19 protein-coding genes are annotated in these 24,980 nt (G+C 64.1%); 9 read left to right on the forward strand and 10 right to left on the reverse strand.

The genetic code is table 11. The features are described 5' to 3' along the window. Positions 1 to 178: 178 nt before the first annotated feature. A complete protein-coding gene (locus C7453_RS02050) occupies positions 179 to 2,299 on the forward strand; it encodes a protein-disulfide reductase DsbD family protein (protein ID WP_114726013.1) in 2,121 nt (706 codons plus the stop codon). Positions 2,300 to 2,459: 160 nt separating this feature from the next. Here C7453_RS02050 and C7453_RS02055 read toward each other — a convergent pair whose 3' ends face one another. The 6 genes from C7453_RS02055 to C7453_RS02080 form a co-directional block, all read right to left on the reverse strand. Next, entirely contained in the window at positions 2,460 to 3,329 is an 870-nt protein-coding gene (locus C7453_RS02055) for a hypothetical protein (protein ID WP_114725540.1), read from the reverse strand. Between the two features lie 69 nt (positions 3,330 to 3,398). Then, positions 3,399 to 4,358 (reverse strand): Hsp33 family molecular chaperone HslO, encoded by a 960-nt coding sequence (gene hslO, locus C7453_RS02060; RefSeq protein ID WP_114725542.1) that lies wholly within the window; start codon positions 4,356 to 4,358, stop codon positions 3,399 to 3,401. Positions 4,359 to 4,397: 39 nt separating this feature from the next. Then, entirely contained in the window at positions 4,398 to 4,718 is a 321-nt protein-coding gene (locus C7453_RS02065; RefSeq protein ID WP_114725544.1) for a hypothetical protein, read from the reverse strand. Continuing rightward, entirely contained in the window at positions 4,715 to 5,710 is a 996-nt protein-coding gene (argF, locus tag C7453_RS02070; protein ID WP_114725546.1) for an ornithine carbamoyltransferase, read from the reverse strand. Before argF ends, C7453_RS02065 begins: the two co-directional genes overlap by 4 nt. Beyond that, positions 5,707 to 6,918 carry an aspartate aminotransferase family protein gene (locus C7453_RS02075; RefSeq protein ID WP_114726015.1) on the reverse strand — a complete coding sequence of 404 codons (1,212 nt, stop codon included), beginning with the start codon at positions 6,916 to 6,918 and terminating at the stop codon, positions 5,707 to 5,709. The genes argF and C7453_RS02075 overlap by 4 nt, the downstream gene beginning before the upstream one ends. Positions 6,919 to 7,139: 221 nt before the next feature. Continuing rightward, on the reverse strand, positions 7,140 to 8,783 hold the full coding sequence (locus C7453_RS02080; RefSeq protein ID WP_245948702.1) for a carbohydrate porin: 1,644 nt from the start codon (positions 8,781 to 8,783) through the stop codon (positions 7,140 to 7,142). 967 nt (positions 8,784 to 9,750) lie between these two features. Between C7453_RS02080 and C7453_RS02085 the strand changes: the two genes are divergently transcribed. Continuing rightward, a complete protein-coding gene (locus C7453_RS02085; RefSeq protein WP_114725548.1) occupies positions 9,751 to 12,180 on the forward strand; it encodes a membrane-bound PQQ-dependent dehydrogenase, glucose/quinate/shikimate family in 2,430 nt (809 codons plus the stop codon). A gap of 69 nt (positions 12,181 to 12,249) precedes the next feature. Here C7453_RS02085 and C7453_RS02090 read toward each other — a convergent pair whose 3' ends face one another. Next, on the reverse strand, positions 12,250 to 13,203 hold the full coding sequence (locus C7453_RS02090) for a LysR family transcriptional regulator (RefSeq protein ID WP_114725550.1): 954 nt from the start codon (positions 13,201 to 13,203) through the stop codon (positions 12,250 to 12,252). Positions 13,204 to 13,307: 104 nt separating this feature from the next. Here C7453_RS02090 and C7453_RS02095 point away from each other — a divergent pair, with 104 nt between their 5' ends. Beyond that, positions 13,308 to 14,087 (forward strand): NAD(P)H-dependent oxidoreductase, encoded by a 780-nt coding sequence (locus C7453_RS02095; RefSeq protein ID WP_114725552.1) that lies wholly within the window; start codon positions 13,308 to 13,310, stop codon positions 14,085 to 14,087. Positions 14,088 to 14,166: 79 nt separating this feature from the next. Here C7453_RS02095 and C7453_RS02100 read toward each other — a convergent pair whose 3' ends face one another. Beyond that, entirely contained in the window at positions 14,167 to 15,129 is a 963-nt protein-coding gene (locus tag C7453_RS02100) for a DUF4880 domain-containing protein (RefSeq protein WP_114725554.1), read from the reverse strand. Further along, a complete protein-coding gene (locus C7453_RS02105) occupies positions 15,068 to 15,643 on the reverse strand; it encodes an RNA polymerase sigma factor (protein WP_114725556.1) in 576 nt (191 codons plus the stop codon). The genes C7453_RS02100 and C7453_RS02105 overlap by 62 nt, the downstream gene beginning before the upstream one ends. Before the next feature lie 322 nt (positions 15,644 to 15,965). Here C7453_RS02105 and C7453_RS02110 point away from each other — a divergent pair, with 322 nt between their 5' ends. From C7453_RS02110 to C7453_RS02135, 6 genes are all read left to right on the forward strand, one after another. Then, positions 15,966 to 19,142 (forward strand): TonB-dependent receptor, encoded by a 3,177-nt coding sequence (locus C7453_RS02110; protein ID WP_211311002.1) that lies wholly within the window; start codon positions 15,966 to 15,968, stop codon positions 19,140 to 19,142. Between the two features lie 24 nt (positions 19,143 to 19,166). Continuing rightward, on the forward strand, positions 19,167 to 20,333 hold the full coding sequence (locus C7453_RS02115; protein WP_114726019.1) for a hypothetical protein: 1,167 nt from the start codon (positions 19,167 to 19,169) through the stop codon (positions 20,331 to 20,333). Between the two features lie 40 nt (positions 20,334 to 20,373). Then, the gene (locus C7453_RS02120; protein WP_114725560.1) at positions 20,374 to 21,828 is read left to right on the forward strand and encodes an alkaline phosphatase family protein; all 1,455 of its coding nucleotides are present in this window, start codon (positions 20,374 to 20,376) and stop codon (positions 21,826 to 21,828) included. A 17-nt stretch (positions 21,829 to 21,845) separates the two neighbouring features. Next, positions 21,846 to 22,211, forward strand: coding sequence for a c-type cytochrome (locus tag C7453_RS02125; RefSeq protein WP_114725562.1), 366 nt, complete (start codon positions 21,846 to 21,848; stop codon positions 22,209 to 22,211). 51 nt (positions 22,212 to 22,262) lie between these two features. Beyond that, positions 22,263 to 23,111, forward strand: a complete 849-nt coding sequence (locus tag C7453_RS02130) for an alpha/beta hydrolase (RefSeq protein WP_245948704.1) — start codon at positions 22,263 to 22,265, stop codon at positions 23,109 to 23,111. Positions 23,112 to 23,203: 92 nt separating this feature from the next. Then, a complete protein-coding gene (locus C7453_RS02135) occupies positions 23,204 to 23,890 on the forward strand; it encodes an extensin-like domain-containing protein (protein WP_114725564.1) in 687 nt (228 codons plus the stop codon). Between the two features lie 40 nt (positions 23,891 to 23,930). Here C7453_RS02135 and C7453_RS02140 read toward each other — a convergent pair whose 3' ends face one another. Continuing rightward, a complete protein-coding gene (locus tag C7453_RS02140) occupies positions 23,931 to 24,887 on the reverse strand; it encodes an aldo/keto reductase (RefSeq protein ID WP_114725566.1) in 957 nt (318 codons plus the stop codon). Between the last annotated feature and the right edge of the window lie 93 nt (positions 24,888 to 24,980).

The raw sequence follows: 24,980 nt of genomic DNA on the forward strand, positions 1-24,980 counted from the left end.
CCTGCTTATGCGTCCATGGCCTGGAACCGGCAATCCACCGGCTTGCACCGCCGTTCCGTCCTTCGCCTTTCCTGATTTTCCGGAGCCTCCGTTCTTGATCCTGTCCCTGTCCGCGTTCGCGGCACCCCGCCAATCCCGGCCGTTCCTGTTCGGTTCGCTGCTGTCGTGGCTGGTGCCGATGCTGGTCGTCCTGGGCCTCGCCCCCGCCCCCCACGCCCTGGCGGCGGAAAGCGCCGCGCAGACCAGCGAGCGCGATATCGCCACCCTGGTGACCGATACCGACCATTATCGCCCCGGCACGACGCTACAGGTGGGCCTGCGGCTGCGGCTGAAGCCCGGCTGGCATACCTACTGGATCAACCCGGGTGACGCGGGCGAGGCCCCGACCCTTGCGGTACAGGCCAGCGGCGGTGCCACCGGCACTTCGGGCACCATCGCGTGGCCGGCGCCTGAGCGCCTGCGCGACGGGCCGCTGATGTCCTACGGCTATACCGGCGACGTGTTGCTGCCGGCCACATTGACGCCTTCCGGAGCGGGTGACGCCCCGATGGTGCTGAAAGCCACTGCCGAGTGGCTGGTCTGCGCCTCGGTCTGCGTGCCCGAACAGGGGACGTTCACCCTGACGCTGCCGGCTGGGGAGCCCGCGCCTTCCGCCGAGGCGCCCCAATTCGCCCGGGCGGCCCAGGCACGCCCGATGGACTCGCCTTTCGCCGCCACGATCACGCCTGACGGAACGCTGAGTCTCACGGGTGCGGGCCTGATCCCGGCCGCAGTGCGCGAGGCGTGGTTCATGCCTCTCGTGACCGGCGCCATCGACCAGGACGCCGACCAGCCCCTGAAGGTCGCGGACGGCACGCTGACCCTGGCGTTGAAACCGGGCGATGCCTTTCATGCGGCCCCCACGCTGGATGGCGTGCTGATGCTGAAGGACCCGGCGGACGAGACGCGCGCGCTGTCGATCGCCGCCCGGCCCGGCCCGGCGACGGCTGCCCCTGCCACATCTCCAGCCGCAGCCCCGGCCGCTCCCGCTGTGACGGCACCGCTGCCCGTGCCGGAGGGGGCCGCGGGCGGCCTGCGCATGCTGTTGCTGGCCTTCGTGGGCGGGCTGATTCTGAACCTGATGCCCTGCGTTTTCCCGGTCCTGATGATGAAAGCGATGGCGCTAACCCGCCTGGCCGGCGCGCATACCATGGCGCGTCTCGCAGGGGCTGGTGCCTATGCCGCCGGCGTGGTCGGGGCGTTCATGGTGCTGGGCGGCATCATGCTGACGCTGCGTGCGGCCGGGGCGGTAGCCGGCTGGGGCTTCCAGTTCCAGTCCGCCGCCTTTGTTGCCGCCGTGTGCTGGCTGCTGTTCGCCGTGTCGCTCAACCTGCTGGGCGTGTTCGGCATGGGCAACGGCGTTGCGGCACTTGGCGGCGCCGGGGTTACGCGCGGCGGATATATGGGTGACGCGATGACCGGCGTGCTGGCCGTGCTGGTCGCCACGCCCTGCACCGCGCCCTTCATGGGCGCCGCGATCGCGGGCGCGCTCACGGCGCCGGCCTGGGTGGCGATGGCGGTGTTCATCGCCATGGGCGCCGGGCTGGCCGCGCCCTATCTGGTCCTTGCCGGCGTGCCTGCGCTGGCACGCTACCTGCCGCGCCCCGGCGCGTGGATGGATATCCTGCGCCAGGGCCTGGCCTTCCCGATCCTGGCCACCTGTGTCTGGCTGATGTGGGTGCTGGCGTTGCAGGCCGGCGCGACCGCGATCGCTGTGCTGGGCGCCGGACTGGTGCTGGTCGGGCTCGCGGCGTGGCTGACCGGCCTAGCGCAAGGTATGGCCATGCGCGACGGGCCTGTGCGGCAGATCCGCCTGTGCCGCGCCCTGGCCCTGATGGCGCTGGCGGTGGCAATGGCGATGCTGCCCGGCCTGCGCGGGGGCAGCACGGGTGCAGATGCCGGCTTGGTCGCGTCCGGCCCTGCCGGCACCGAGGCCTTTTCACCCGCGCGGCTGGCGGCGCTCCAGGCGCAGGGGCGCCCGGTCTTTGTCGACATGACGGCCGCGTGGTGCATCTCCTGCCTGGTGAACGAGCGGGTGGCCCTCTCATCCGCCCCCGTGCAGGCGGCATTCCGCGCGCAGCATGTGGTCTACATGAAGGGCGACTGGACCAATCGTGACGCCACGATCAGCGCGTTTCTGGAAGCGCATGGTCGGGCGGGCGTGCCGTTCTATGTCTATTACCCGCCGGGGAACGGGCAGCCGAAAGTCCTGCCGCAGATCCTGACCAGCGGGTTGGTGCTGGATGCGCTGAAAGGATGACACGGCGGCTGGCAGCGGCCTCTGCGCGTCCATTCGTCGATCACTAATTGCTTTCCAAAGGCTCAGCCTTTGGCGGGTTTCAGGGCAGCGCCCTGAGACGTGCCGCCAACACTGAACGAACGAGGGCGGCGGATCGGCTCCACCGCCCTCGTTCGTCGGCTCAATAGCCGTTGCTGGTGTCGGGCGTGCCGGTTGCCGAGGACGTGGCCGTTCCGGACGGTACGGTCAGGTAGCCGGGTTGTGGCGACTTCACGCGCGGAGCCGGGGCGGCGGCCTCGGGTGCCGGGCCACCGGTCGGGAAGATCGCGTTCGGTTCGCTGGGCACGGCGGCCGGGGCAACGGGCGCGGCGGGGACCGCTGCTGCAACTGCGGGGGTTGCTGCCACTGCGCCGGTCGCCGCAGCGTCGGGGCTACCGGGCACACCGAGCTGCTGCTGCTGGATCGCGCTCGGTGACGTGCCGGCGGTATCGACCAGCCAGTCCGTCAGATGATGCCGGATCTGGAATTCCAGTTCGACATTCATGTCCTTCATCATCTGCGACGTGATCGCATAGAGATTCGCCGGCGAATCCGCATTGCCGTCGCTGTCCGATGCGGTCGAGCCGAACGTGCGCCGCACATGGGCCTCGGCATAGCCCGCATGCTGGCCGTTGGGGCTGGAGACGTCGAGATGGACATCCATCTGGCCTTCCAGCGTGCCGCCCGGCTGGTGCAGGATCGAGGCCCGGTCGATGGTGAAGACGGCACCGCCGGTGGTGCCGGCCGCCATCAGCCGGTCGGTCGCCATCTGGCGTAGCGCCTGGTCGGGCGGCGTGGGCGCGCGCCCCGAAATATCGCCCGGCACCGTGCCCGGCTGCCCGTTATCGGCAATATTGATCGTCGCCACATTCAGGTGGAGCACCGGCAGGTAGTCGTAGCGCAGCGGCGCGAAATTCGGCGGCGGCCCGTCGCTGCACGCCGCAAGCGGCAGGAGCGGACAGGCAAGCAGAAGCAGCATGGGCAACCGGGCAGCCCGGCGGGACGGACGCATGAAGGAGTTCTCCGACGGTGGGGTCGATACGGGACGTCGCGAGAAAACTGCCGTTCCATGCCCGCCCGGTCAATCCGTTACGGGGCCGCCCACCTCATCGCGGCCGAAACGGAAACTGATATTGCAGAAGGCACAATGCATGCTGATGGTCCCGTCTTCGGCCATATGGTCCAGATCCTCGCGGCCGAAGGTCTCCAGAATACCCGACAGCCGCGCCCGGCTGCACCGGCAGCCGAAGGCCAGCGCGCGCGGACGGTCGGCGCACACGTCCTCGGCATGGAACAGGCGATAGAGCAGGGCCTCGGACGACAGATCGTCGTCCAGCAGTTCCGCATCGGTCACCGTCGCCGCCAGCGTCATGGCGGTGGACCACATGTCGTCCTCGTCGCCTTCCGGCGGTGTTATGGCCGCGATGCCGCCTTCGGTCGCAATGCGCTCCAGGATCAGGGCGGCAGCGCGCCAGCCGGCATCGGTATGCGTACAGGCCAGCCTTACCCAGCAGGCATGCTGCTCGCTGGTCTCGAAATAATGGGTGGCCATCTCCGACAGCGACGTGCCGGTCATCGCCACGATGCCCTGGTGCAGGTCCGTGTCCGGCCCCTGGTCGACGGTAAAGGCCAGATAGCCGCCGCCCAGCAGTCGGGCCGCGTCGGCATCCGGATCGGTCGCCGCCAGGGCGGCCACCGCGTCATCGTCGGAATGGGCGTGGAAGCGCAGCGCACCGGCATGGGTGCAGTCCGCCACCAGCAGCGAGACCGGGCCATCCCCCTTGGCCTGGAGCGAGAAAGAACCCTGAAATTTCAGCGCGGATGCCAGGCCGCCGACCAGCGCCAGCGCCTCGCCCGCCAGACGCAGGACGATGTCGGGATTGTCATGCCGGCTCAGTAGCGCATCGGCCAGCGCCCCCAGTCGCACCAGCCGCCCGCGCACCGGCCGTCCAGCCAGATAGAACGGCGTCACGCCCTGGGGGATCACCAGGTCGGGGACATCCGGCCGGTGGGCATCGAGAAAGGCGGGGGTATCGATCATACGGGGGCTTCCGAACGGAGGGCGTGTCAGGCCGTCTTCTTAAATGCGGGCGCTGATTTCGGCTTCCAGGGCTTCCAGCCGGATTTCGAAGGCGCGCAATGCTTCTGGCCCGATCTTCTCACGGGTCGCCAGGGCCTTCAGCAGCGCCTGCCGGCAGCGGTCATGCGCCGCGTCCAGGTCTTCGGTCCGCGGCGCGGTGGCCAGGCAGTCCAGATAGGCGTTGCGCAGGACCATCACCCCCGGCCCCGAACAGGGCAGGGTGGCGAAGGCGGCTTCGACGCTTCCTTCCACCCAGCCGGGGGTGGACGGAACGTCCTCGGTGGTCGTCGGGTGGGCGGGCGTTTCGGCCGGTCCTGTCATCGCGACGCGTCCTCTTCTCCGTAATCCTGCCAGTGCTCGCCACCCAGCGCCCAGACCAGCAGGCCCTTCTGCGCGTGCAGGCGGTTCTCGGCTTCGTCGAACACCACCGAGCGGGGGCCTTCGAACACCTCTTCGGTCACTTCTTCACCGATATGGGCCGGCAGGCAGTGCATGAACAGGGCATCGGGCGCGGCCAGGGCCATCAGCCCGGCCGTGACCCGGTATGGGTCGAAGGCCAGCAGGCGCTGGGCGGACTCGCTGTCGGACATGCTGACCCAGGTATCGGTCACTACGCAGTCCGCCCCCGCGACAGCCTCGCGCGGGTCGGTGGTCAGAGTGATGTCGGCACCGCCCTGCCGGGCCCAGGCCACGGTTTCGGCCGGCGGGGCATGGCCATCGGGCGAGGCGAGGCGCAGGCGGAAGCCGAACAGCCGTGCCGCCTCGATGAAGGAGGTGGCGACATTGTTGCCATCCCCGATCCAGGCGATCGTGCGGCCGGCGATCGGCCCGCGATGTTCCTCGAACGTCATGATGTCGGCGAGGATCTGTACCGGGTGCGAATGCGGCGTCAGGCCGTTGATCACCGGCACGCTCGACCATTGCGCCAGCTCGCGCAGCGCCGTCGCGTTGCCGGTGCGCAGCACGATGGCATCGACGAAGCGCGACAGCACGCGGGCAGTATCGGCGATCGTCTCGCCCCGCCCCAGTTGCATGTCGGTCGGCGAAAGCAGGATCACCTCGCCGCCCAACTGGCGCATCCCGACCTCGAAGGAGACGCGGGTGCGGGTGGAGGGCTTGGAGAGCATCAGCCCCAGCGTGCGGCCCAGCAACGGCAAGCGCGGATGCAGCGGGCGTGTCCGCCCATGCTGCATCTGCTTGATGCGGCTGCCCACGTCCAGGATGGCGCGCAGGGTCACGCTGTCGAAATCGCGCAGTTCCAGGAAATGGCGCGGTGCGGCGTGCGTGGCGGGGACGGCAGACAGGGCGTTCATGCCGCGTTCTCCGCATTCTGCGCGGCGGCGGCCTGGTGGGCGCGCAGGCGCAGCGCGGCGCGGCGCAGCCGGCGGCCGGCCTCGGCGCAGTCTTCCTCGGTCAGCACCAGCGGGGGCACCAGACGCAGCACGTTGTCGCCGGCGGTAACGGTCAGCACGCCTTCATGCATGGCCGCATCCTGCATCAGCGCGACCGGGGCCAGGCAGCGCAGGCCCAGCATCAGGCCGATGCCGCGCCACTGGGCGAACAGGTCGGGGAATTCGCTGGCCAGCGAATCCAGTACCTCGGCCAGTTGCGTGCCGCGCGTCTGCACCTGGTTCAGGAAACCGGGGGCCAGCAGCACGTCCAGCACCACGTTCGCCGCGGCGCAGGCCAGCGGGCCGCCGCCGAAGGTGGTGCCGTGCGAACCCGCCGTCAGATATTGCGCCACCGCCTCGGTGGCCAGGATGGCCCCCATGGGGAAGCCGCCGGCAATGCCCTTGGCGGTCGAGAGCACGTCGGGCGTCACCCCCGACCATTCATGGGCGAACAGCCGGCCGGTCCGGCCCATGCCGCTCTGCACTTCGTCCATGCCCAGGAACAGGCCGAATTCGTCACAGACGGCGCGCAGTTCCTGCATGAAGCGCGGATCGGCGATGTTGACGCCGCTTTCGCCCTGCACCGGCTCGATCATGATGCCGGCGGTCTCGGGCGTGATCGCGGCGCGCACGGCATTCATGTTGTTCATCGGCACATGGTCGAAGCCTTCGACCACGGGGCCGAACCCGTCGAGATATTTCGGGTTGCCGGTGGCCGACAGCATCGCCAGCGTGCGGCCATGGAAGGCGCCATTGAAGCAGATGATCCGCGTGCGCTCCGGATGGCCGCCATGGGCCTGCGCCCGGCGGATCATCTTGACCATGCCTTCGTTCGCCTCGGCGCCCGAATTGCAGAAGAAGACGCTGTCGGCAAAGCTGGCGGCGACCAGCCGCGCGGCCAGCCGCTCGGCCTGCGGCACGCGGTACAGGTTCGACACATGCATCACCCGCGCTGCCTGCTGGGCGATGGCCGAGACCAGTTGCGGATGGTCATGCCCCAGCGACGAGGTCGCGATCCCCGCCCCCAGATCCAGGAATCGTCGCCCGTCCACCGCGTACAGCCAGGAGCCTTGGCCCCGCTCGAAAGCGAGATCGGCACGGTTGTAGGTGGGCATCAGGGCGGGGATCATGGAGATCGGAACCTTTATCGTTTCGTTGTCCGGCGTCGTCGGATATCGGTGTGGTTGGCCATAATGGAACGCGAAATGGCCCACGCGCCGCGGCGGGTGGGCCATTTCGCCTCCACCCGCATGATGTGGGCGGGTGTGGCATCAAGTCAAATTCTCTGTGGCCCGCCGGCCGCGTAACGGCCATGCGGCAGGCGGGCCGGCAGGGGTTTCCGGCGGGGATCTTACAGCGACGCGATCACCTTCAGGCCCACCACGGCCGCGTCGGGGATGTGCCCCGTTTCGCCCGGGCGGATCATGTACTGGAATTCCGGCTGGATCAGCAGGCCAGGGCAGGTGTCGATGCCGTAATACGCCTCGATGACGTGGGAGTCCGTCTGCGGCCCGGTCACCTGGCTGCCCAGCGACAGGCCGGCATCCTGGGCGATGGTCTGCCCCGCCCGCTTGCGGTCGCTGACATGATACCAGGAATACAGAATACCCAGCCGGTCGGTCGTGCGCCCCGGAATCAGCCCGTTGAACGAGATGCCGCCATAGGCCTGGTCGGAAATCGACGCGACATGCGGCGTATTATGGATATAGCCGGCCATCAGGTAACCGCCGGCCATCTGGCCGGGGCCACCCTTGCGATAGATCATCTGGTCGCTTTCGAACCAGAACATATCCATCGGTGCGCTGCGTTCACGCCCCGCCTGCGCGACCAGATAGGACGGCTTGGTCCCCAGCGCGTCCGGGTAGCGCGTGGTGTCGTGGGCGTAGCCGAGCACATAATGGCCGGGCAGCTTGTTGCGCGTCAGATAGGGTTCCCAGGTGAATTCCGCCGGCAGCATCAGCCCGGTCGCATTTTCGCTGGCCCACGCCCAGCCGCTGGGGCCGTCGGCCAGCGGCTGCACCTCGTAGGCGCCCACCTGGATGGCGGTATCGCGTGTGGGGCGGAAGCGCGCCCGCGCGCCCCAGGTCGCCTTCGGATAAACGGCGAAGCCCGGATCGACCTTCAGCGCCACCGGCGCCGAGCAGGTGACCATGAACGAACAGATCAGCGGCGAGGTCGCGAAGACGTGGGTCAGCGACATACGGCCGAAGGCGACGTCCAGGCGGTTGTTGAACGCCTTTTTCTCGGCATAGAAATCGACAAGATGCGCCACGACATGGCCCGACAGGCCATAGACCTCCATCAGGTTCACATAGTAATCGCCAACAAGATCATGCGAGATTTCGCGTCCGGCGCGGTTCATGACCAGCGTATGAACGGTCCAGCCGTCGAGCGACCGCGACATCTTTCCCAGGTCGAAATTCATCTGCAGCGTGAATTCGTGCACGTAATCCATGCCGCGCCGGATGCCGCCATTGATGTTGCCCATGCCTTCCGCCTTGTAGGTCAGCGAGAAGGTGAAGCCTTTATCCTGCAGGCGTTTGCGAAACGGCATGATCTGCGGCACCAGATGCCCGGCGGCACCGGTCGGCACGTAATAAGGGTCCGACATGTCGGTGCGCCGCTGTGCATCCACTTCGGAAGGCAGCAGCCACGACAGGCCTTCCTGGTCGGTCAGGGCATCCAGTTCGATCGCATGGTGATGATTGCTGCGATCATAACCATTCGCGGCGTTCGTGCCAGGACCGGCCTTTTTCGCCGACACGGTGCCCTTCGGCTGGACCAGAACCCCCGGATGCGACGGATCGGTACCGCTGTCGATGCCGGTCTTCACGGTGGGGGCGATCACCGGAGTGGCGGCGTGGGCGGCGGGGAGTGTTCCGGCTTCGCCTGCCAGCCCGACAAGGGCGGCCAGCCACAATTTGCCGAGAGCCAGACGGCGAAATGCAGGAGGGAGTGAAGTTTCGCCGTTTGTTCTGGCCGTGAAAGTTCTCACAACGACGGGGCTCCATTTTTGTTATATAGTTATTAACGACGACAAAAACACTACAATTCCTCTTTTTTCAAGAGGAGGGGGCGCCCATTAATGGCGGGGTTCTTGTTATTACATGAGGTGATCGATATCGGCGGGATAATGACGGCATCCTGCGGTCGATGACTGCGGGACAGGCCGAAATATCCGCAGGATCACGGTTTTTCAGCGAAAGGGAGGGGCGTGCGCAGTCCGGTCGGGTCGGTCGGAAGACGAAACGCCGTCATTGCGGGGAATGACGTATGGAGCGTTTGTTCCGCGCAATATAAATTAAATTTTATCCATGTTTTGCAACCAAAAATAAACTGGAAGTCATTTTTTATCTTCTCATACCAGATCGGGTTCTTAACCCGTCCTGGGCGCGCCGTATCGGCATGAGAAGACGAAAATTGCTCCAGTAACACAAAGGGTTCGTTTTTCCTGACCTGAAAAACAGATCAATCTGAGGACGGTGTAAAATACTTAAACCGTCATTGATCGATACCCAATTGGTATTAAAACTCTCCGGCGTGCGGACGGCGCCAGTGTGTTGAGCGGCGAAATCTAAAAAAATAATTATAAAACAGGTAGATGCTATATAAGCTCTTGCGTTTGAATACGGAGGAATGCCCGCGGATGCCCTTCCGGACGACGATATTCCTGTTCATCACAAGCCTGTGACCGACGCTGCGCACTGTCTCTCTCGCGGTCTCGTCGGCGATGAGGCAACGCGGCAGTCGGAAGAAAAGCTAAACAGGTATTGATTAAAAAATATTAATCAAAATCGTGGCAAAGTTTGCTTTCACGTTATGGAAAGCCCGGGGGAAGAGGCGTAAGCATCCCAAAGTTTATCGGGCGACGGATTCAGGCATGCGCATGCTTCTGACCCCGGTCCGGCTTGGCCCGAACGCGCCACGTGTGACAGCGAAGCCTCCAACCTTGGAACGGTAGAATGGATAATACAGCGAATCATCGATCTAGGATCAGTGACGGATGCCGGATTGCATTCGTCCTGATCAGCCTGGCCGTCGGGCTGGCCCTTGTCGCCGGCGGGTTCCAGCTCGTCACGCTTGGCGGCTCGTTCTATTATTTTCTGGCCGGTGTCGCCTATGTGGCGCTGGGTGCGCTCTTCCTCGTCAAGGGGCGGGCGTCCTGGGCTCTTTCTCTTTCGGTCGCGATTTTCGTCGCAACGGTCCTCTGGGCGCTTTATGACGCGCCGCAGTTCGCCTTCTGGCCGCTGCTGCCGCGCCTGATGGTGCCGGCCATCATTTTCATGCTCAGCCTGCTGGTCACGGCGACCCTACCGTCCATGCCGTCTTCCACGCGGCAGATCAGCGCCGGCGGTGGCGTGGCGCTGCTGCTCGGCGTGGTCGTGACCCTGGTCGAGATGTTCTCGCCCCATGGCGGCATCCAGGGCGAGGCGCTGGACAAGGCACGCGTGGCCTCCGCCGTGCCGCCCCAGCCCGATGACTGGCAGTTCTATGGGCGCAATGTCGGTGGCACGCGCTATGTGCCCTATACGCAGATCACCCCGCACAACGTCACCGACCTGAAGGTGGCCTGGGTGTATCACACCGGCCGGCGCACCAAGGGCCCCGGCGCGGGCGTTGATGAGAACACGCCGGCACAGATCGGCTCGGTTCTGTATTCCTGCACCCCGGAAAACGTGATTTCCGCGATCGACGCCGACAGCGGCAAGCAGATCTGGCGGTTCGACCCGCACGCCCACACTGCCGAGCACGTCTCGTGCCGTGGCGTCGGCTACTACGACATCACCAAGGATGACAGCCTGACCGACGAGGACAAGCAGGCCGCGGCGGACCAGCCTTGCCAGCAGCGTATCCTGGTCTCCGCCGTCGATGCCCGCCTGTTCGCGCTGGACGCCCATACCGGCCAGCTCTGCACGGGCTTCGGCGAGGGCGGCTATGTCGACGTCAAGAAGAACATGGGCCCGACGGAAAACAGCAAGCGCTATCATCCGACGGCGCTGCCGGTCGTCATGGGCCATCTGGCCGTGATCGGCGGCTGGGTGCGTGACATCGTGCATGGCGAGCCCTCGGGCGTGGTCCGGGCCTATGACACCCGCACCGGTGCCCTGGTCTGGGCGTGGGACGTCGGCGATCCCGACAGCCCGGTTCCGCCCGATGCCGACAAGCAGTTCACGCTGGAAACGCCGAATGTCTGGGCCGTCCCGACCTACGACAAGGCGCTGAACCAGGTCTATCTGCCCACCGGCAACGGTCCGCCCGACTATTGGGGTGGTGACCGCGACGCGGTGAAGAACAAGTTCGGCGCGGCCGTCGTCGCCGTCGACGCCACGACCGGCAAGACCAAGTGGGTGCGTCAGCTGATCCATCACGATGTGTGGGATTTCGACCTGCCGTCGCAGCCGGTGATGTATGATGTGACCAACGCGAAGGGCGAGAAGATCCCGTCGCTGATCCAGACCACCAAGACCGGCCATATCTTCGTCATCGACCGTCGCACCGGCGAGTTCGTGACGCCGGTTGAAGAGCGCGCCGTCCCGACCACGCCGGCCGCGCAGGGCGAGCATCTGTCGCCGACGCAGCCGTTCTCGGTCGGCATGCCCACCATCGGCGCCGATCCGCTGTCCGAGCAGTCGATGTGGGGTGTCAGCACCTTCGATCAGCTCTATTGCCGCATCATGTTCAAGAACTCGGTTTACGAGGGCCCCTTCACGCCGCCTGGCGAGAAGCCCTACATCGAGTGGCCCAGCCTGCTGGGTGGCATGAACTGGGGTGGCATCTCGATCGACGAGGCGAACGACATCATGTTCGTCAACGACATGCGCATGCCGCTGCGGATGATGCTGGTGAATCATGAAGACGCCAAGCATTACAAGATCTCGACCGACGAGGTTCCGGGCTTCATGGGCACGCTGCGTCCCCAGGTTGCCGGCCCCTATTCGGGCGTGCGGATCGACATCCTCCAGTCGCCGCTCCAGGTGCCGTGCAACACGCCGCCTTTCGGCACCATGAGCGCCATCGACCTGCGCACCAAGAAGCTGCTGTGGCAGGTGCCGATGGGAACGGCCGAGCAGCTTGGCCCGATGGGGATCAAGAGCCACCTGCCGATGCCGATGGGCATGCCCACCCTGGGCGGCCCGACGACGACGGCCTCGGGCCTGCTCTTCTTCGCCGGCACGCAGGACTACTATCTGCGTGCGCTGGACAGCATGACCGGCAAGGAACTGTGGAAGGCTCCGCTGCCCGCCGGTGCGGTCGCGGCTCCGCTGATCTACAAGTCCCCCAAGACGGGCAAGGAATATGTCGTGATCTCCGTCGGCGGTGCCAGCCACTCGCCTGACGTGGCCGACGACGTAATCGCCTACGCCCTCCCCGAAGGGACGACGGCCCAGTAAAGACGCGACCCGTCGCGCCAGCTACTGGCACTTCTACGACGCCCCCGCCGTTCCGACGGCGGGGGTTTTTTATGATGCGCGAGGCTTCGGTGCGCGCACCGTTCCCTGCCGGGTTATGCCTGATATGGATGCGATTCCGCTCGCAAGAAAATCGGCGCACAGCCGTATGCGGGCGATGCCGGACCGCTCCGGCGCGATCAGCATGCTCAGTGGCGATGCCGCAAGTGCGTAATCAGGCAGAATGACTTCCAGCCGTCCGTCGGTCAGGCAGTCTTCCACCAGCCAGCGATGGGCGGGGCCGAAGCCCCGTCCAGCCAAAAATGCTTCCCGCGCCGCCAGGCCATGGTCGACGGTCAGCCGTTCCCGGAAAGCAACGGTGTGGTGCGTGCCGTCGGGGGCATGCAGATGCAGCCGCTCCGACCCCTGCACCCGCGACATTCTCACGCCTTCCAGGCCCGCGAGATCCTGCGGGTGGCGCGGCCTGCCATTGGTTTTCAGCCACGCCGGAGACGCGACCAGCAGGCGGTGACTTTCTCCCAGCGGGCGCAGTTTCATCGAACTGTCGTTCAGCGGCCCAAGGCGAATGGCGATATCCACGCCCTCGCGCACAAGGTCGATACGCTCGTCCGTCAGGCCGAATTCGATCCGGATAGCAGGGTACCGGTCCTGAAAGGCATGGACCAGCCTGCCGACATGCAACGTACCAAGCGCCCCGGTGCAGGAAATCCGGACCGTGCCGGAAACCGCCTGCCTGGTCTCTCGCATTTCCTGGCTGGCCTGTTCGACCAGTCCCAGGATACGCAGGCAGTGGGCGTAATAGCGCGCGCCTTCGTCGGTCAGCGTCACCCGGCGCGTGGTGCGGGTAAACAACGGTACGCCGAGCGCATTTTCCAGTTCGTGCAGATGGCGCGTGACGGTCGACTGGCCGATTCCGAAATCACGCGCAACGGCCGTCAGGCTTCTTCGTTCGGCAATGCGTACGAAGGTTCGCATGCGGTCGAGGGTAATGTCAGATTGTTCCATTATCCGGCATAGTCCTATCTGGACACGATCTATAGAGGAACAATGGAGGGCTGCCTATCATGGCCGGGCGTCTCCCTCCTTTCCGATCGCAATGGAAAATGCCTATGAATGTCCTTATCGTCTTTGCTCACCCTGAGCGGCAGTCGCTGAACGGCGCCCTGCTCGACTGCGCCATCGGCGCGCTCGAAGAGCAGGGCCATACAGTAAGGGTTTCGGACCTCTATGCCATGCGGTGGAAAGCCGCTGCCGATCGTGCGGATTTTCCCGATCTTGCGGAAGGAGAGCGGCTCCGGGTCGCCTCCGCCTCGGCGCAGGCCTTCGCCGCGCATGACCTGACGGACGATGTCAGGGCCGAACAGGAGAAGCTGCTCTGGGCCGATACCGTGATCCTGCAGTTTCCCCTGTGGTGGTTCACCATGCCCGCGATCCTCAAGGGCTGGGTAGATCGTGTCTATGCCTGCGGTTTCGCATACGGCGTTGGCGAGCACAGCGACAGGCGTTGGGGCGATCGCTACGGCGAGGGCGTCATGGCCGGCAAACGGGCCATGCTCGTCGTCACCACCGGTGGCTGGGCGGAACATTATTCGCCCAGGGGGATCAACGGCCCGATCGACGACCTGCTGTTTCCGATCAATCACGGTATCCTGTTCTATCCCGGCTTTACCGTGTTGCCGCCTTTCGTGGCCTATCGCGTCGACCGGCTGGACGATCGGGCATTCGCTACCGTGGCGGCGGCGCTTCGCACGCGGATGCAGGCACTGGGCACCATCGCCCCGATCGCCTATCGGCGGCAGAATGATGGCGATTACCGGATTCCGGCCATGGAACTGAAACCCGGCCTGGAAAAGCCAGGTGCGACCGGCTTCGCGCTGCATGTGGACTGAAAACGCCCTCTCCGGAAGGCGCACTCGGCCCGCCCTCCGATGACGGGGCAGGCGGGCAGGGCGCCCGCCGGGTGATGGATCAGTACAGGTCGATGCGCCCTGGCGTCTCGACATAATCGGCGTGCAGCACCTGTTTGGCCATGCGTGCGAACGCCGCCGGATCATGAAGAGCGAAAACGCCCACCAGGGAACGGGCCGCCAATGCGTCGCCGTGGACGAACAGCTTGCGCCCGTTATACCGGTTGAAGAGCGCGGTGGCCTCGCCCAGAGTTTCGGTCTGGAATTCGACCATGCCGCGCGTCCAGGCGGTCTGGCGTGCGAGGTCGTCGGCCGACAGCAGATCGACAATCGGCGTACTGTCCCCTTTCTGCCGGAGCAGGCTGCCAGGGCCCAGCGCGATGGCCTGCCCTCGGCCGCTCATGGTGGCGTTCACCGTTCCGGCCAAGATCAGGGCCTCCGTCATATCTCGCGTACGGGACAGGATGAGCGAGGCGGTCCGGAGCGAAAGCCGGACGTCCCCGGCGGAGAGAACACAAGCGCCATTGCCGCCTTGGACCCAGGCCCGGCCGAAGACCATGCGCATGCCCCTGCCGGCGACGAGTGCCTCCGAATTGCAATCCAGGCAGACCGACCCGCTCTCCAGTGGAAAAGGTGCCGAAATTTCTGCACCCGTGCGCAGGAACCGTACCGTGCCATGCGATGTGGACGGCGCGAGCAACATGGCGCAGGCGGCGGACGCGGCCACGCCCAGTATGTCGCGCCGTCCGTGCCAGCGCATCGTTGCTGGCCCTTCGACATGCGACGGATGGGCGGGTGCATGGAGTGCGCGGCTACGGTCCAGCGTGGACCAGATGGCGCGTGCGCGGATCAGGGCGCCGCGATGGCGGGGGTCGGCGGCCAGCCAGCTCGCCAGCGCACGCTCTTCGCGCGCGTCCAGTTCGCCGTCTTCCATGCGGATCGCCCATCGGGCGGCAATGTCTTCAGTTTCGCCCGAAGCGGGAATGTTTTTTCGGTTTGCGGCTCTCGCGCGAAGGAATGTCATGCTGATCCTGCCCCTTCATAATGAAGGTTCGGCCCAGCAGCACGAGGGCGCGCGCGAGCTGTTTTTCAACCACATTTTCCGTAAGGCCCAGGCGGTCGGAAACCTGTCTGCGAGAAAGCCCTTCGATCTTGCGCAGGATGAATACATGTCGGCACCGTGTCGGCAAACGTTGAACCATGTTGTCCAGTCTGCGAAGTTCCTGTCTTGCATCGATAACATCGTCAGTAGCCGGTCCATCGTCGATAATCGTTGAGTCAGCAAAATCCGCCAGTGAGTCAATGGGAACGATCCGCGCCCGTCGATAATGCTCCAGCACAATGTTGCGAGCGACGGTAAAGAAATAGGCCCGCGGCTGGCGCACCGTGCTGATATCTCTTTCGAGAAGGCGCATGTAGCTTTCCTGCACGATATCGTCCACCTCGATGCCGGAAAACCGTTTCAGCCAGACGCGAAGATCTGCCTCGTGCGGCAGGATATGCCGTGCCACCCACTCTATCTGCGCTTTGTCGGTCATATCGCAAGTCTGGAACAGCCCTTGTTGCGGGTGTCGTTATCAGCTTTCGCAACCGGCCCGGTCATGAAGAATTTATTACGGTGCGCGGCATGATCCTGTCGGGCATCCATGTGGTTGCACGGAAGAGGGCGCCCATCCTCCTTCAAGGTATCAGGGAAAAGCCGTGATCGAATGGGGAGGAATTCGCATTAACCAAATGCAATTGAATGAAAAATCATCTCCATGCCATCTGTCGTAAAATCTTAACAAAATCAAACCGGCACAATGAAGGGCGCCCGGCCGTCGTCTTGGTAACCGTCCCCTTCGTCCCCCAGGTGCTGCCGTGCGTCATACTCTCCGTTACTCCCTTCTCCTTTCCGCATCGCTGTGCGTTCCCACGCTCGCGTCGGCCCGGCCCCTGGCCTTCGACCTGCCGGCCCAGCCTCTCGCTGCGGCGGTCGTTTCCTACGATCGCCTGGCAGGCGTTCAGGTTATTCTTGACGGTGCCATTGCCCAAGGAGTCATGTCCCAGCCGGTACGCGGCATGATGGAGCCGGAAGAAGCGCTGTCGCGGATGCTGCGTGGAACGGGGATTTCCGTGGCCTCGCGCGACGGCAGCGTTATCACGCTGGCACCGGCCCGTGCGGCGGGCCACGGCACGATCTCGGGCCGCGTCGTCAATACGGCGACCGGACAGTATCTTCGCAATGCGGAAATCCATGTCGAAAACACCAATATCGCGACATATGCTGATGAAGACGGGGCCTTTCGCCTCGCGGACGTGCCGGCGGGAAAAGCGAATATCGTCGTCCGCTATACGGGCCTGAAAGATGCTAGGGCGACCGTCTTCGTCGCGGCTGGAAAAACCCTGTCTCATAACGTCGATATGATTCCGCTACCTTTTTCCGGAGCGAGCAACGGCCAGGTGGTAACGGTGACAGGTGTGCGTTCGGGCGAGGCCGCTGCGCTGATGAAGCGCCGGCTCTCCATGAATGCGGTCAACGCCATCGATGCGGACAATTTCGGGGCATTGACCATGGGCGATGTCGGTGAGTTCATGAAGAACATGCCGGGCGTTTCGCTGGATTATACGGAAGTCGATGCAAGTGCCGTGCGGATCGGCGGCCTGGACCCAAAATACTCGCTCTTCACCCTGGATGGCGCACGCATGGCCACCGCCACGTCCAACAACAATGCAGGCCGCCAGAACTCCTTCGAACAGATGTCGATCACCGGCATATCGCGTATCGAACTCAATAATACGCTGACGGCCGCCATGGACGCCGATGCGCCGGGTGGCTCCATCAACCTTGTCAGCAAATACGCATTCGAGCGCCGGAGGAGGGTCCTGCAGGCGCAGGTCGGCGGTATCGGCACGTCGGATTCCAGCTTCGCCCCAACCTATATGTCTGATGACCGCAAACATGGAACGATCTTTCCATCGGGCCAGGCGAGCTATGCAGACGTTTTTTTCGGGGGACGCCTGGGGGTCGCCGTCAGCGGCAGCTACAATGCCAATTTCGTCGAACAGGACCGGGTCCAGACCGACTGGTCCTATCTGCCCGACGGCACCGTCATGCCCTACCGCGTCATGTGGCGTCCGGGCCCGAAATTCACCCACCGCGAGGCCGTCAACGGTGCGGTCGACTACAAGATCAGCGACCGGCTGTCTCTGGGGATACGTGGGTCATGGTCCTTTTACGATGTCGAGTACTATAACCAGTACACGTATCTGACATTCGGCACGACAAGCAAAAGCTACGCGGCCCCCGGTTCGACGCCGACACATATCGTGGTGAATCCGCAAGGCACCAAGACCAACGTCAATACGCAATATTCGCATCGCTACGCCGGTACGCCGACCATGATCGCTACGCCGAAACTTGAATACAAGGACGATGCATGGGATGTGACGCTCCGTGGAGCGTATTCCAGTTCGGAATTCAACTTCCGCGACGGCAGTAACGGTTTCTTCGTTCGTGACGATAGCCAGCTTTCGAATATCGGCTTCACGCTCGACCGTGCATCGTCCGAGTCTCCCGCCTATATGTTGCAGCAGACCGCCGGGCAGTCATGGAGTGTGCCCACCAACTGGTCGCCGGTACAGAATTCGGTGCGCACGTCCCAATCGAACGCGCTTGACCATCAATATGGCGGTAATCTCGATATCAAAAGAAAGGTCAATGCCGGACCAGTCCAACTGGCGCTGATGGCTGGTGGCAGCATTCGTACCAATGAATGGTCTACGAACGAAGGCGCTTACAAATTATATAATTATACCGGTTCGGGAAGCGATTCGACTATTCCCTATACGAACCACTATCAGTTCGCGATCGATGGTTTCAATGCCGGCAATTTCAACAACCAGAACTGGCGTGCCGACAACAATTATGCGACATGGAGCCTTTTTCGCGAACATCCCGAATATTTCACACCGGACACCGTCGGTAATCTGACCCGTCAATACGCAAATAATCATCGGGTCAAGGAAACGATCGACGCGGCGTATATGGAATTCCAGGGGCAGTGGCGCAAGCTCAAGTTCGATTTCGGTGCGCGTTATGAAGGAACCCACGAGGGTACGCTCGTTGCGCAGACGCGCTCGGCGGCAGAAGTGGCCGCTGCTGGATACGCGGCGAATAGTGTCAATGGTGTAAACTACCAGTATTATAACGGTCATCAGCTCTGGAAGACCAGCGATTACGGAAACTGGTTCCTCAGCGGCGGCCTGAAATATGATATCACCCGCCATCTTCTGGCCCAGTTCGCATTCAGCCAATCCATTCTGCGCCCCGATTACGGCAATATGGGAGGGGCGATCTCGGTCAACGACTCGACCCAGATCGTCACCGTGCCCAACCCGCTGCTGCGGCCGGAGCAGGCCACGAAATATTACGTCAGTCTGCAATATTATGTGGAACCGGCAGGTATCTTCGCGGCATCGGCCTATCGCCTCGACGTCAGGGATCTGCAACAGACAGGCATGACCATTCTGCCCCAGCAGGCAGGGTACAAGGACAGCGATTATAGCGGCTATACCTATGTCAGCACGGTCAATCTACCGGGCGTTCACAGTACGAACGGCGTGACGCTGGAGTTCGACCGGCAGTTGACCTTTCTTCCCGGCGCACTCAAGGGGCTGGGTCTGCGCGGGTCGTGGAACTGGGTCGATCCGGACAGCATCCGCGTCAATCTTCCGGAATATTCGGCCAATTGGGGCATTCGCTATGCCTATGGACCGGTCGATCTCCAGTTCACGGGGAACTATCAGTCGCGTTACCGCGTGAGCGCACTCAGCAACACGCCCACGACGGCGAATAACGGCATTCTCTATCATGCGGACCGGTTCCTGTGGAATGTCAGCGCCAGCTACAAGGTATCCAGAATGTTCGCCTTGCAGATCGCCGGGCGGAATATCTTCAATGCGCCGGATATCGTCTATTCGAACACGCGCAGGAGAGTGCAGCTTTACAGTGTCTACGGCTCGATGTGGAACGTTGCCCTCAAGGGCACATTCTGAATGGCCGCCCCGTTGGAAAAAACGATGAAGATCCTGTCCGTCATTCTGGCGCTGGCCATTGCCTTCCCGGTTCCAGGAGGGCACGCCGCGTCCCGTCGGCCGGCGACCGACCTCCCGCTTACGCAGAATGGCGGAACGTGGTCCTCCGGTCACGTCCAGGGAATCGCAGTCGATGTGAAAGGAGGATATATATACTATTCTTTCACAAATCTCCTCGCCAGGTACGATTTCAGCGGCAGGCTCGTCGGTACGCTTGTCGGCTGGGACGGCCATCTTGGTGACCTCGATTTCAATCCGGCGGATGGCAAGGTCTATGGCTCGCTCGAATATAAGGACAAGCGGGCATTTTACATTGCCGTGATCGACGCCAGCCGCATCGACCGTGTGGGGATAGACGCCGGACAGAGCGGCATACTCGGTGCCGTCTATCTGCCCGAGGTCGCAAAGGATTATTCCACGGGTCTCGATCGCGGGCCGTCAGGGCGCGTGCCCGATCCGGATGCCTTTCCTGCCCATCGCTACGGCTGTTCGGGTATAGACGGCGTCGCGTTCGGTCCCGAATTCGGGCACGAGGCCGGCCCACTCTATCTGACGGTCGCTTACGGCATCTATGGCGATACCCGGCGCGACGATAACGATCATCAGGTGTTGGTCCAGTATGACGTGACGCACTGGTCACGATACAACCGGCCGGTCGCGGATGCCCTGCGTCGCCATGATGGCCCCGCCGCGGTTCACGGCAAGTATTTCGTCCGAACTGGCAATACGCGGTACGGTGTCCAGAACCTGGCCTATGATCCGTTCCTCCGACGCTGGTTCCTGGGCGTCTACCAGGGGAGCAAGCCCGCGTTCCCCAATTACCTTCTGTTCGCCGTCGACGCCGCCGCAACTCCTGGGCTGACCGATCTCGTGGGGGTGCCCGGTCCAGGCGGAAAGGGCTGGGAAAAGGGGCGGGTGTTGCCCCTGGCCTCGGACGGTCTGGTCGATGATGCGACCGGTATCCGTGGATGGGCCCAGAAGGCCGATGTCGGTTTTCAGCCCGTTGGAGGCGGCCTGTATTACCTGGTGCGAAATTCCGGAGAGAAAGGGCGGCAGACCGCGGATCTGACGCTTATGCGATGGACCGGAGAGGCAGCCCGTCCCTTCGAACCCGCGAAGACGGGGCCGGTCCCTTCCGCCGACCTGCAATGAATTGACCGCCCGGTAAGGCGCAGTGAAAGGATCGTAGATCATGGCTGACTGGACTCCCTTTACCCGCCGGCGGCTGGTAACGGACGGCGCGCGGCTGGCGGCTTTCATGTCGGCTTCGACATTGATGCCGCCGAATGTCCGCAGGCTCATGGCACAGCCGCCGAAGCGGGCGCCGTCGCTGCAAGACATCAAGCATGTCGTCCTGCTGATGCAGGAGAATCGGTCGTTCGATCATTATTTCGGAACACTCTCGGGCGTGCGCGGTTTCGCGGACCCTGCGGCGATGACGCTTGCTAATGGAAAAAGCGTCTTTTACCAGCCTGACATGGAAAATCCGGACGGCTATCTCCTGCCCTTTCACCTGGACAGCCAGTCGACGAATGCCCAGAAGTTGCCATCGACCAGCCATGCGTGGAATGTGCAGCATGCGGCGTGGAATGGCGGGCGCATGGACGGGTGGTTATCGGCGCACCGCAAGGTGGATGGCGAGAATGCGCCTTATGTGATGGGGTATTTCCGGCGCGAGGATATTCCGTTCCATTATGCGCTGGCCGAAGCCTTTACCATCTGCGATTCCTATCACTGCTCCGTCATGGGGCCGACGGGTCCGAACCGGCTCTATGCCATGACCGGCACGCTCGACCCGGACGGGACCGGCGGAGGCCCCGTTACCAGCAACAAACGTTTCCCGCTGGGCGAATTCGGCTGGACGACCTACCCCGAACGCCTGGAAGAGGCCGGGATAAGCTGGCGTATTTACCAGTACGGCCACAAGGGACAGCGCACGCATAATATCCTGACAGCCTTTTCGCGTTTCCGCGATGCGGCACCAGGCTCGTCACTGTATGTCCGGGGCATGCCGGATGCCTCGGATGGCGCATTCGAATACGATGCCCTGCATGATCGTCTGCCGACGGTATCCTGGATCTGTCCCAGCCCCGAAGTCTGCGAGCATCCCGACTGGCTGCCGGCTAGCGGCGCCCACTTCATCGCCAGCAAGCTCGATGCCCTGGCTGCCAATCCCGATGTATGGGCCAAGACGGTGTTCATCCTCAATTATGACGAGAATGACGGTCTTTTCGATCACGTCGCGCCCCCGGTTCCGCCGGAGGGTACGCCGCATGAATTCGTCGGCGGTCTGCCGATCGGCGGCGGCTTCCGCGTGCCCTGCATCATCGTCTCGCCGTGGACGGCGGGCGGCTGGGTATGCAGCCAGCCCTTCGATCACACCTCCACCCTGCAATTTCTCGAACGCCTGACCGGCGTGCGCGAGCCCAATATTTCGCCCTGGCGTCGCCAGACCTTCGGCGACCTGACCTCGGCCTTCCGCTTCGGCGAGGCCCCTGGGCACATACCGGCGATGCCCGATACGGCTGCCCTGTTGCAGAACGCCCGTTACACGGCGTCGTCAATGCCGCCGCCGCCCGTCCCTGGGTCCGACCAGAGCCCGCCGGTCCAGGAGGCCGGGCTTCGCAGGCATACGCCGCGATCATGACGGCCCGCTCGCGCTGAGTGCTTCGCGTCGTCGCGGCCGGATTGACGGCCACGCTGTCCCTTTCGGCCTATGCGGACCCTTCGCGCGAACCGGCGGGATACGAACCATCCGTCACGGCCGGACGGGTCCGGTCTGGCATGGCGCTGTATGCCGAGCGCTGTCGCCCCTGTCATGATAACAGGGAGGGAAACCTCGACGCGGCCCCGCCGCTGGCCGGGCGGGATTTCCGCGAAAAATGGGGCAATCGTCGGGATGCGCTCTATGCGAAGATAAAAATGTCCATGCCGCAGGACGAGCCGGGGGTACTCTCCGCCGCGGCGGTCTCGGACATCGTGGCCGCGCTGTTCGCCGGGCATACCGCGAAAGCCGATGTCGCGAACTGACGGAAACGGGTAGAAAGGTTGTTTCTTCGGGGCGCAGGCCGAGGTGCGATCATGTCCATAAGGCTCTGGAGGAATGCCCTGCTCCTGTCGGCGGTCGTCCTGATCGCGCCGTCAGCCTGGGCAGGCGCGGCTGGGACGGAACCGGCGGGAAGCCTGCCGGCACGGCGTCCCGCCGCAGATCCGGTGTCCAATGCGCGGCTTTTCACGTTGGTGCTGGGTGACGGCGCGCGTCAGCGGGTTCTTTTCAGTGCGCCTCCCGATGCGCGGGGCACGCTGGTCATGCTGCCGGGCGGGTCCGGGCAGATCGGCCTGCAGGACGACGGGCAGATCCGCCACGGCGATAATTTCGTCGTGCGGACCCGTACGCTCTGGCTCCGGCGCGGTTATGCGGTGCTGCTCGCCGATGCCGTCGATGGGATGAACCTGCGGGGCCTGCGCAGTTCGCCGCGTTACGCGGCGGTCGTGGAGGCGCTGGTCGATTTCGCCCATGCGCACATGGCCGGTCCGGTCTTTCTGCTCGGCACCAGCCAGGGGGCGATCGCGGCCATGAACGGTGCGGCCCATGCGCCGACCGGCCGCGTGGCCGGCGTGGTGCTGACGGAATCGGTGTCGGTGATGGGCGGCAGTCGCGAGACCGTCTTCAGCGCCGATCCCGGCCAGGTCCGTATCCCGGTCCTGATCGTCGGCAATCGTGACGATCGGTGCAACGTCGCGCCACCCGGTGCCGTGCCGGACATCGCCGCCGCGCTCGACCACAGCCCGGATGTGCGGGTGCTGTCCGTGTCGGGCGGTCAGACGCGAAGCCGGCAAAATTGCGGCTCCCTCACGCCCCATGGCTATTATGGTATCGAGGTCCCGACCGTGGATGCGATCATCCGCTGGCTGGACGGCCATCGCTGACGGCACCCGCCGCCCGGCAATGAGGAAGGAGACGGCATGCCGAGGATGCGGCCACGCGCCATCGGTTCCACCGGTCGACGCCGAAAAGATCCATGCGTTTAGGCCGTCTTTTCATCCTGTCCGTCTGTGCGGCCATGGTTGCCTTGGCCGTGTTTCACCGACGCTGGCTGCCGCCGGCCTACGATCCCACCCAGCCCCTCGATCTCGCGGCGGCATGGACGTTCATGACGCCCCTGAAACTTCGCCTGCTGTCCGCGTCCCCCGAATTGTGTCGCGCAGCCCTCCTCACATCCCGGCTACCTGTTCGGGAACACGCGCACAGCGGCACCGCGGCCTGTCCGCTGGAGGGCGTCTATACGGTTGGTGGTGGCGCGGTTTCGCTCCTGCCTGCCAGTTTCCTGGCATCGTGCAGTCTGGCGGTGCGCTGGTCTCTGTTCGAAAGCCAGGTCGCAGAGCCGGTGACGCAGGCCGTGCTCCATACCGGCCTTTCGCGCATCCGGCATGTCGGCAGCTTCGCCTGCCGCGATGTCCGCGATCGCCCGGGTGCGCAGAGCAGCCATGCCACTGCCGACGCGATCGACGTGTCCGCGTTCGTCCTGGATGACGGCAGGGAAATTCCGGTCAGCGCATGGAATGCGTCAGCGCCCGTCGGCCTTTATCTGCACCGGATGCGCGACCGGGCCTGCCGCGTGTTCGGTACCGTCCTGTCGCCCGACTACAACAGCCTGCATGCCAGCCACTTCCATCTTCAGGCCACCGGCTTCGGTCTCTGCCGCTGACCGGCTCGCGCCTGCCTCGCATTGGGGCAGGCCGGCCGCGTCAGGGCGCGCTCGCCTGGTCCAGTTCCACGATGTCCCGTTCCTCCAGCGCCAATGCGGCGGCTTTCGCGAAACTCTCCACATGGCTGCGTTTGGTGGCGCTGGCGATCGGTGTCGTGACACCCTCGCGGGCGATCAGCCACGCCAGCGCCACTTCCGCGTCGCTCGCGCCATGCCGGGCCGCGACGGCATCGAGCGCCGCAAGAATGCGCATGCCCCGCACATCGAGATATTTCCCGACCCCTTCGCCGCGCGTGCTTTGGCCCAGATCGTCCTTGCTGCGATATTTCCCGGACAGAAAACCCGAGGCGAGGCTGTAATAGGTGACGACCCCCAGCCCTTCGCGGATGCACAGGTCGCGCAGCGCCCCGTCGAAGCTGTTCCGGTCGTAGAGGTTATACTCAGGCTGGAGCACCTGATAGGCCGGCAGGTTCTGTGCCCGCGCCACATGCAAAGCCTCGTCCAGTTGCGTGGCATCGAGGTTGGAAGCTCCGATGGCGCGGATCTTGCCGGCCTTGAGCAGCTTGTCATACGCACCCAGTGTTTCGGCATAGGGCGTGTGCAGGTCCGGCCAGTGGGAGAAATAAAGGTCGATCCGCTCGATCCCCAGCCGCGCGAGCGAGGCATCGACAGCCTGGAGAATCCAGCTTTCCGACAGGCCCTTGTGGCCCGGCACGCCCATGTCGGAGCCGACCTTGGTAAAGATCTTCACCTTGTCGCGCATGCCGGGGCGCGCCTTCAGCCAGTTGCCGATGATCGTTTCCGACTCGCCGCCCTTGTTGCCCGGCGCCCAGGCCGAATAGACGTCGGCGGTGTCGATGGCATCGAACCCGTGATCGACGAAGGCATCGAGCACATCGAAGCTCGCCTTCTCGTCGATCGTCCAGCCGAAGACATTGCCACCGAAGACGATCGGTGCGATCTCGAAGCCGGTCCGGCCCAGGGAACGTTTCTTCATGGCGTTGGCTCTCCTGTCTTGCTGTTGCCAGGGCGGTGAATGGGGAGATTACCCATCCCAATCCGGGCCGCGCGGTTCCCCGCCGCGGCCCGG

Origin of the sequence: Gluconacetobacter liquefaciens (genome assembly GCF_003350405.1) — a bacterium.
GTDB lineage: Bacteria > Pseudomonadota > Alphaproteobacteria > Acetobacterales > Acetobacteraceae > Gluconacetobacter > Gluconacetobacter liquefaciens.

Bases quoted from the DNA above. Each gene is read 5' to 3' on its own strand.
- C7453_RS02100 (WP_114725554.1), bottom strand. From the start codon at position 15,129: ATGACATTCCTTCGCGCGAGAGCCGCAAACCGAAAAAACATTCCCGCT.
- C7453_RS02095 (WP_114725552.1), top strand. From the start codon at position 13,308: ATGAATGTCCTTATCGTCTTTGCTCACCCTGAGCGGCAGTCGCTGAAC.
- C7453_RS02065 (WP_114725544.1), bottom strand. From the start codon at position 4,718: ATGACAGGACCGGCCGAAACGCCCGCCCACCCGACGACCACCGAGGAC.
- C7453_RS02105 (WP_114725556.1), bottom strand. From the start codon at position 15,643: ATGACCGACAAAGCGCAGATAGAGTGGGTGGCACGGCATATCCTGCCG.
- C7453_RS02115 (WP_114726019.1), top strand. From the start codon at position 19,167: ATGAAGATCCTGTCCGTCATTCTGGCGCTGGCCATTGCCTTCCCGGTT.
- C7453_RS02140 (WP_114725566.1), bottom strand. From the start codon at position 24,887: ATGAAGAAACGTTCCCTGGGCCGGACCGGCTTCGAGATCGCACCGATC.
- C7453_RS02050 (WP_114726013.1), top strand. From the start codon at position 179: ATGCTGGTCGTCCTGGGCCTCGCCCCCGCCCCCCACGCCCTGGCGGCG.
- C7453_RS02075 (WP_114726015.1), bottom strand. From the start codon at position 6,918: ATGATCCCCGCCCTGATGCCCACCTACAACCGTGCCGATCTCGCTTTC.
- hslO (WP_114725542.1), bottom strand. From the start codon at position 4,358: ATGATCGATACCCCCGCCTTTCTCGATGCCCACCGGCCGGATGTCCCC.
- argF (WP_114725546.1), bottom strand. From the start codon at position 5,710: ATGAACGCCCTGTCTGCCGTCCCCGCCACGCACGCCGCACCGCGCCAT.
- C7453_RS02120 (WP_114725560.1), top strand. From the start codon at position 20,374: ATGGCTGACTGGACTCCCTTTACCCGCCGGCGGCTGGTAACGGACGGC.
- C7453_RS02135 (WP_114725564.1), top strand. From the start codon at position 23,204: ATGCGTTTAGGCCGTCTTTTCATCCTGTCCGTCTGTGCGGCCATGGTT.
- C7453_RS02055 (WP_114725540.1), bottom strand. From the start codon at position 3,329: ATGCGTCCGTCCCGCCGGGCTGCCCGGTTGCCCATGCTGCTTCTGCTT.
- C7453_RS02085 (WP_114725548.1), top strand. From the start codon at position 9,751: ATGGATAATACAGCGAATCATCGATCTAGGATCAGTGACGGATGCCGG.
- C7453_RS02130 (WP_245948704.1), top strand. From the start codon at position 22,263: ATGTCCATAAGGCTCTGGAGGAATGCCCTGCTCCTGTCGGCGGTCGTC.
- C7453_RS02090 (WP_114725550.1), bottom strand. From the start codon at position 13,203: ATGGAACAATCTGACATTACCCTCGACCGCATGCGAACCTTCGTACGC.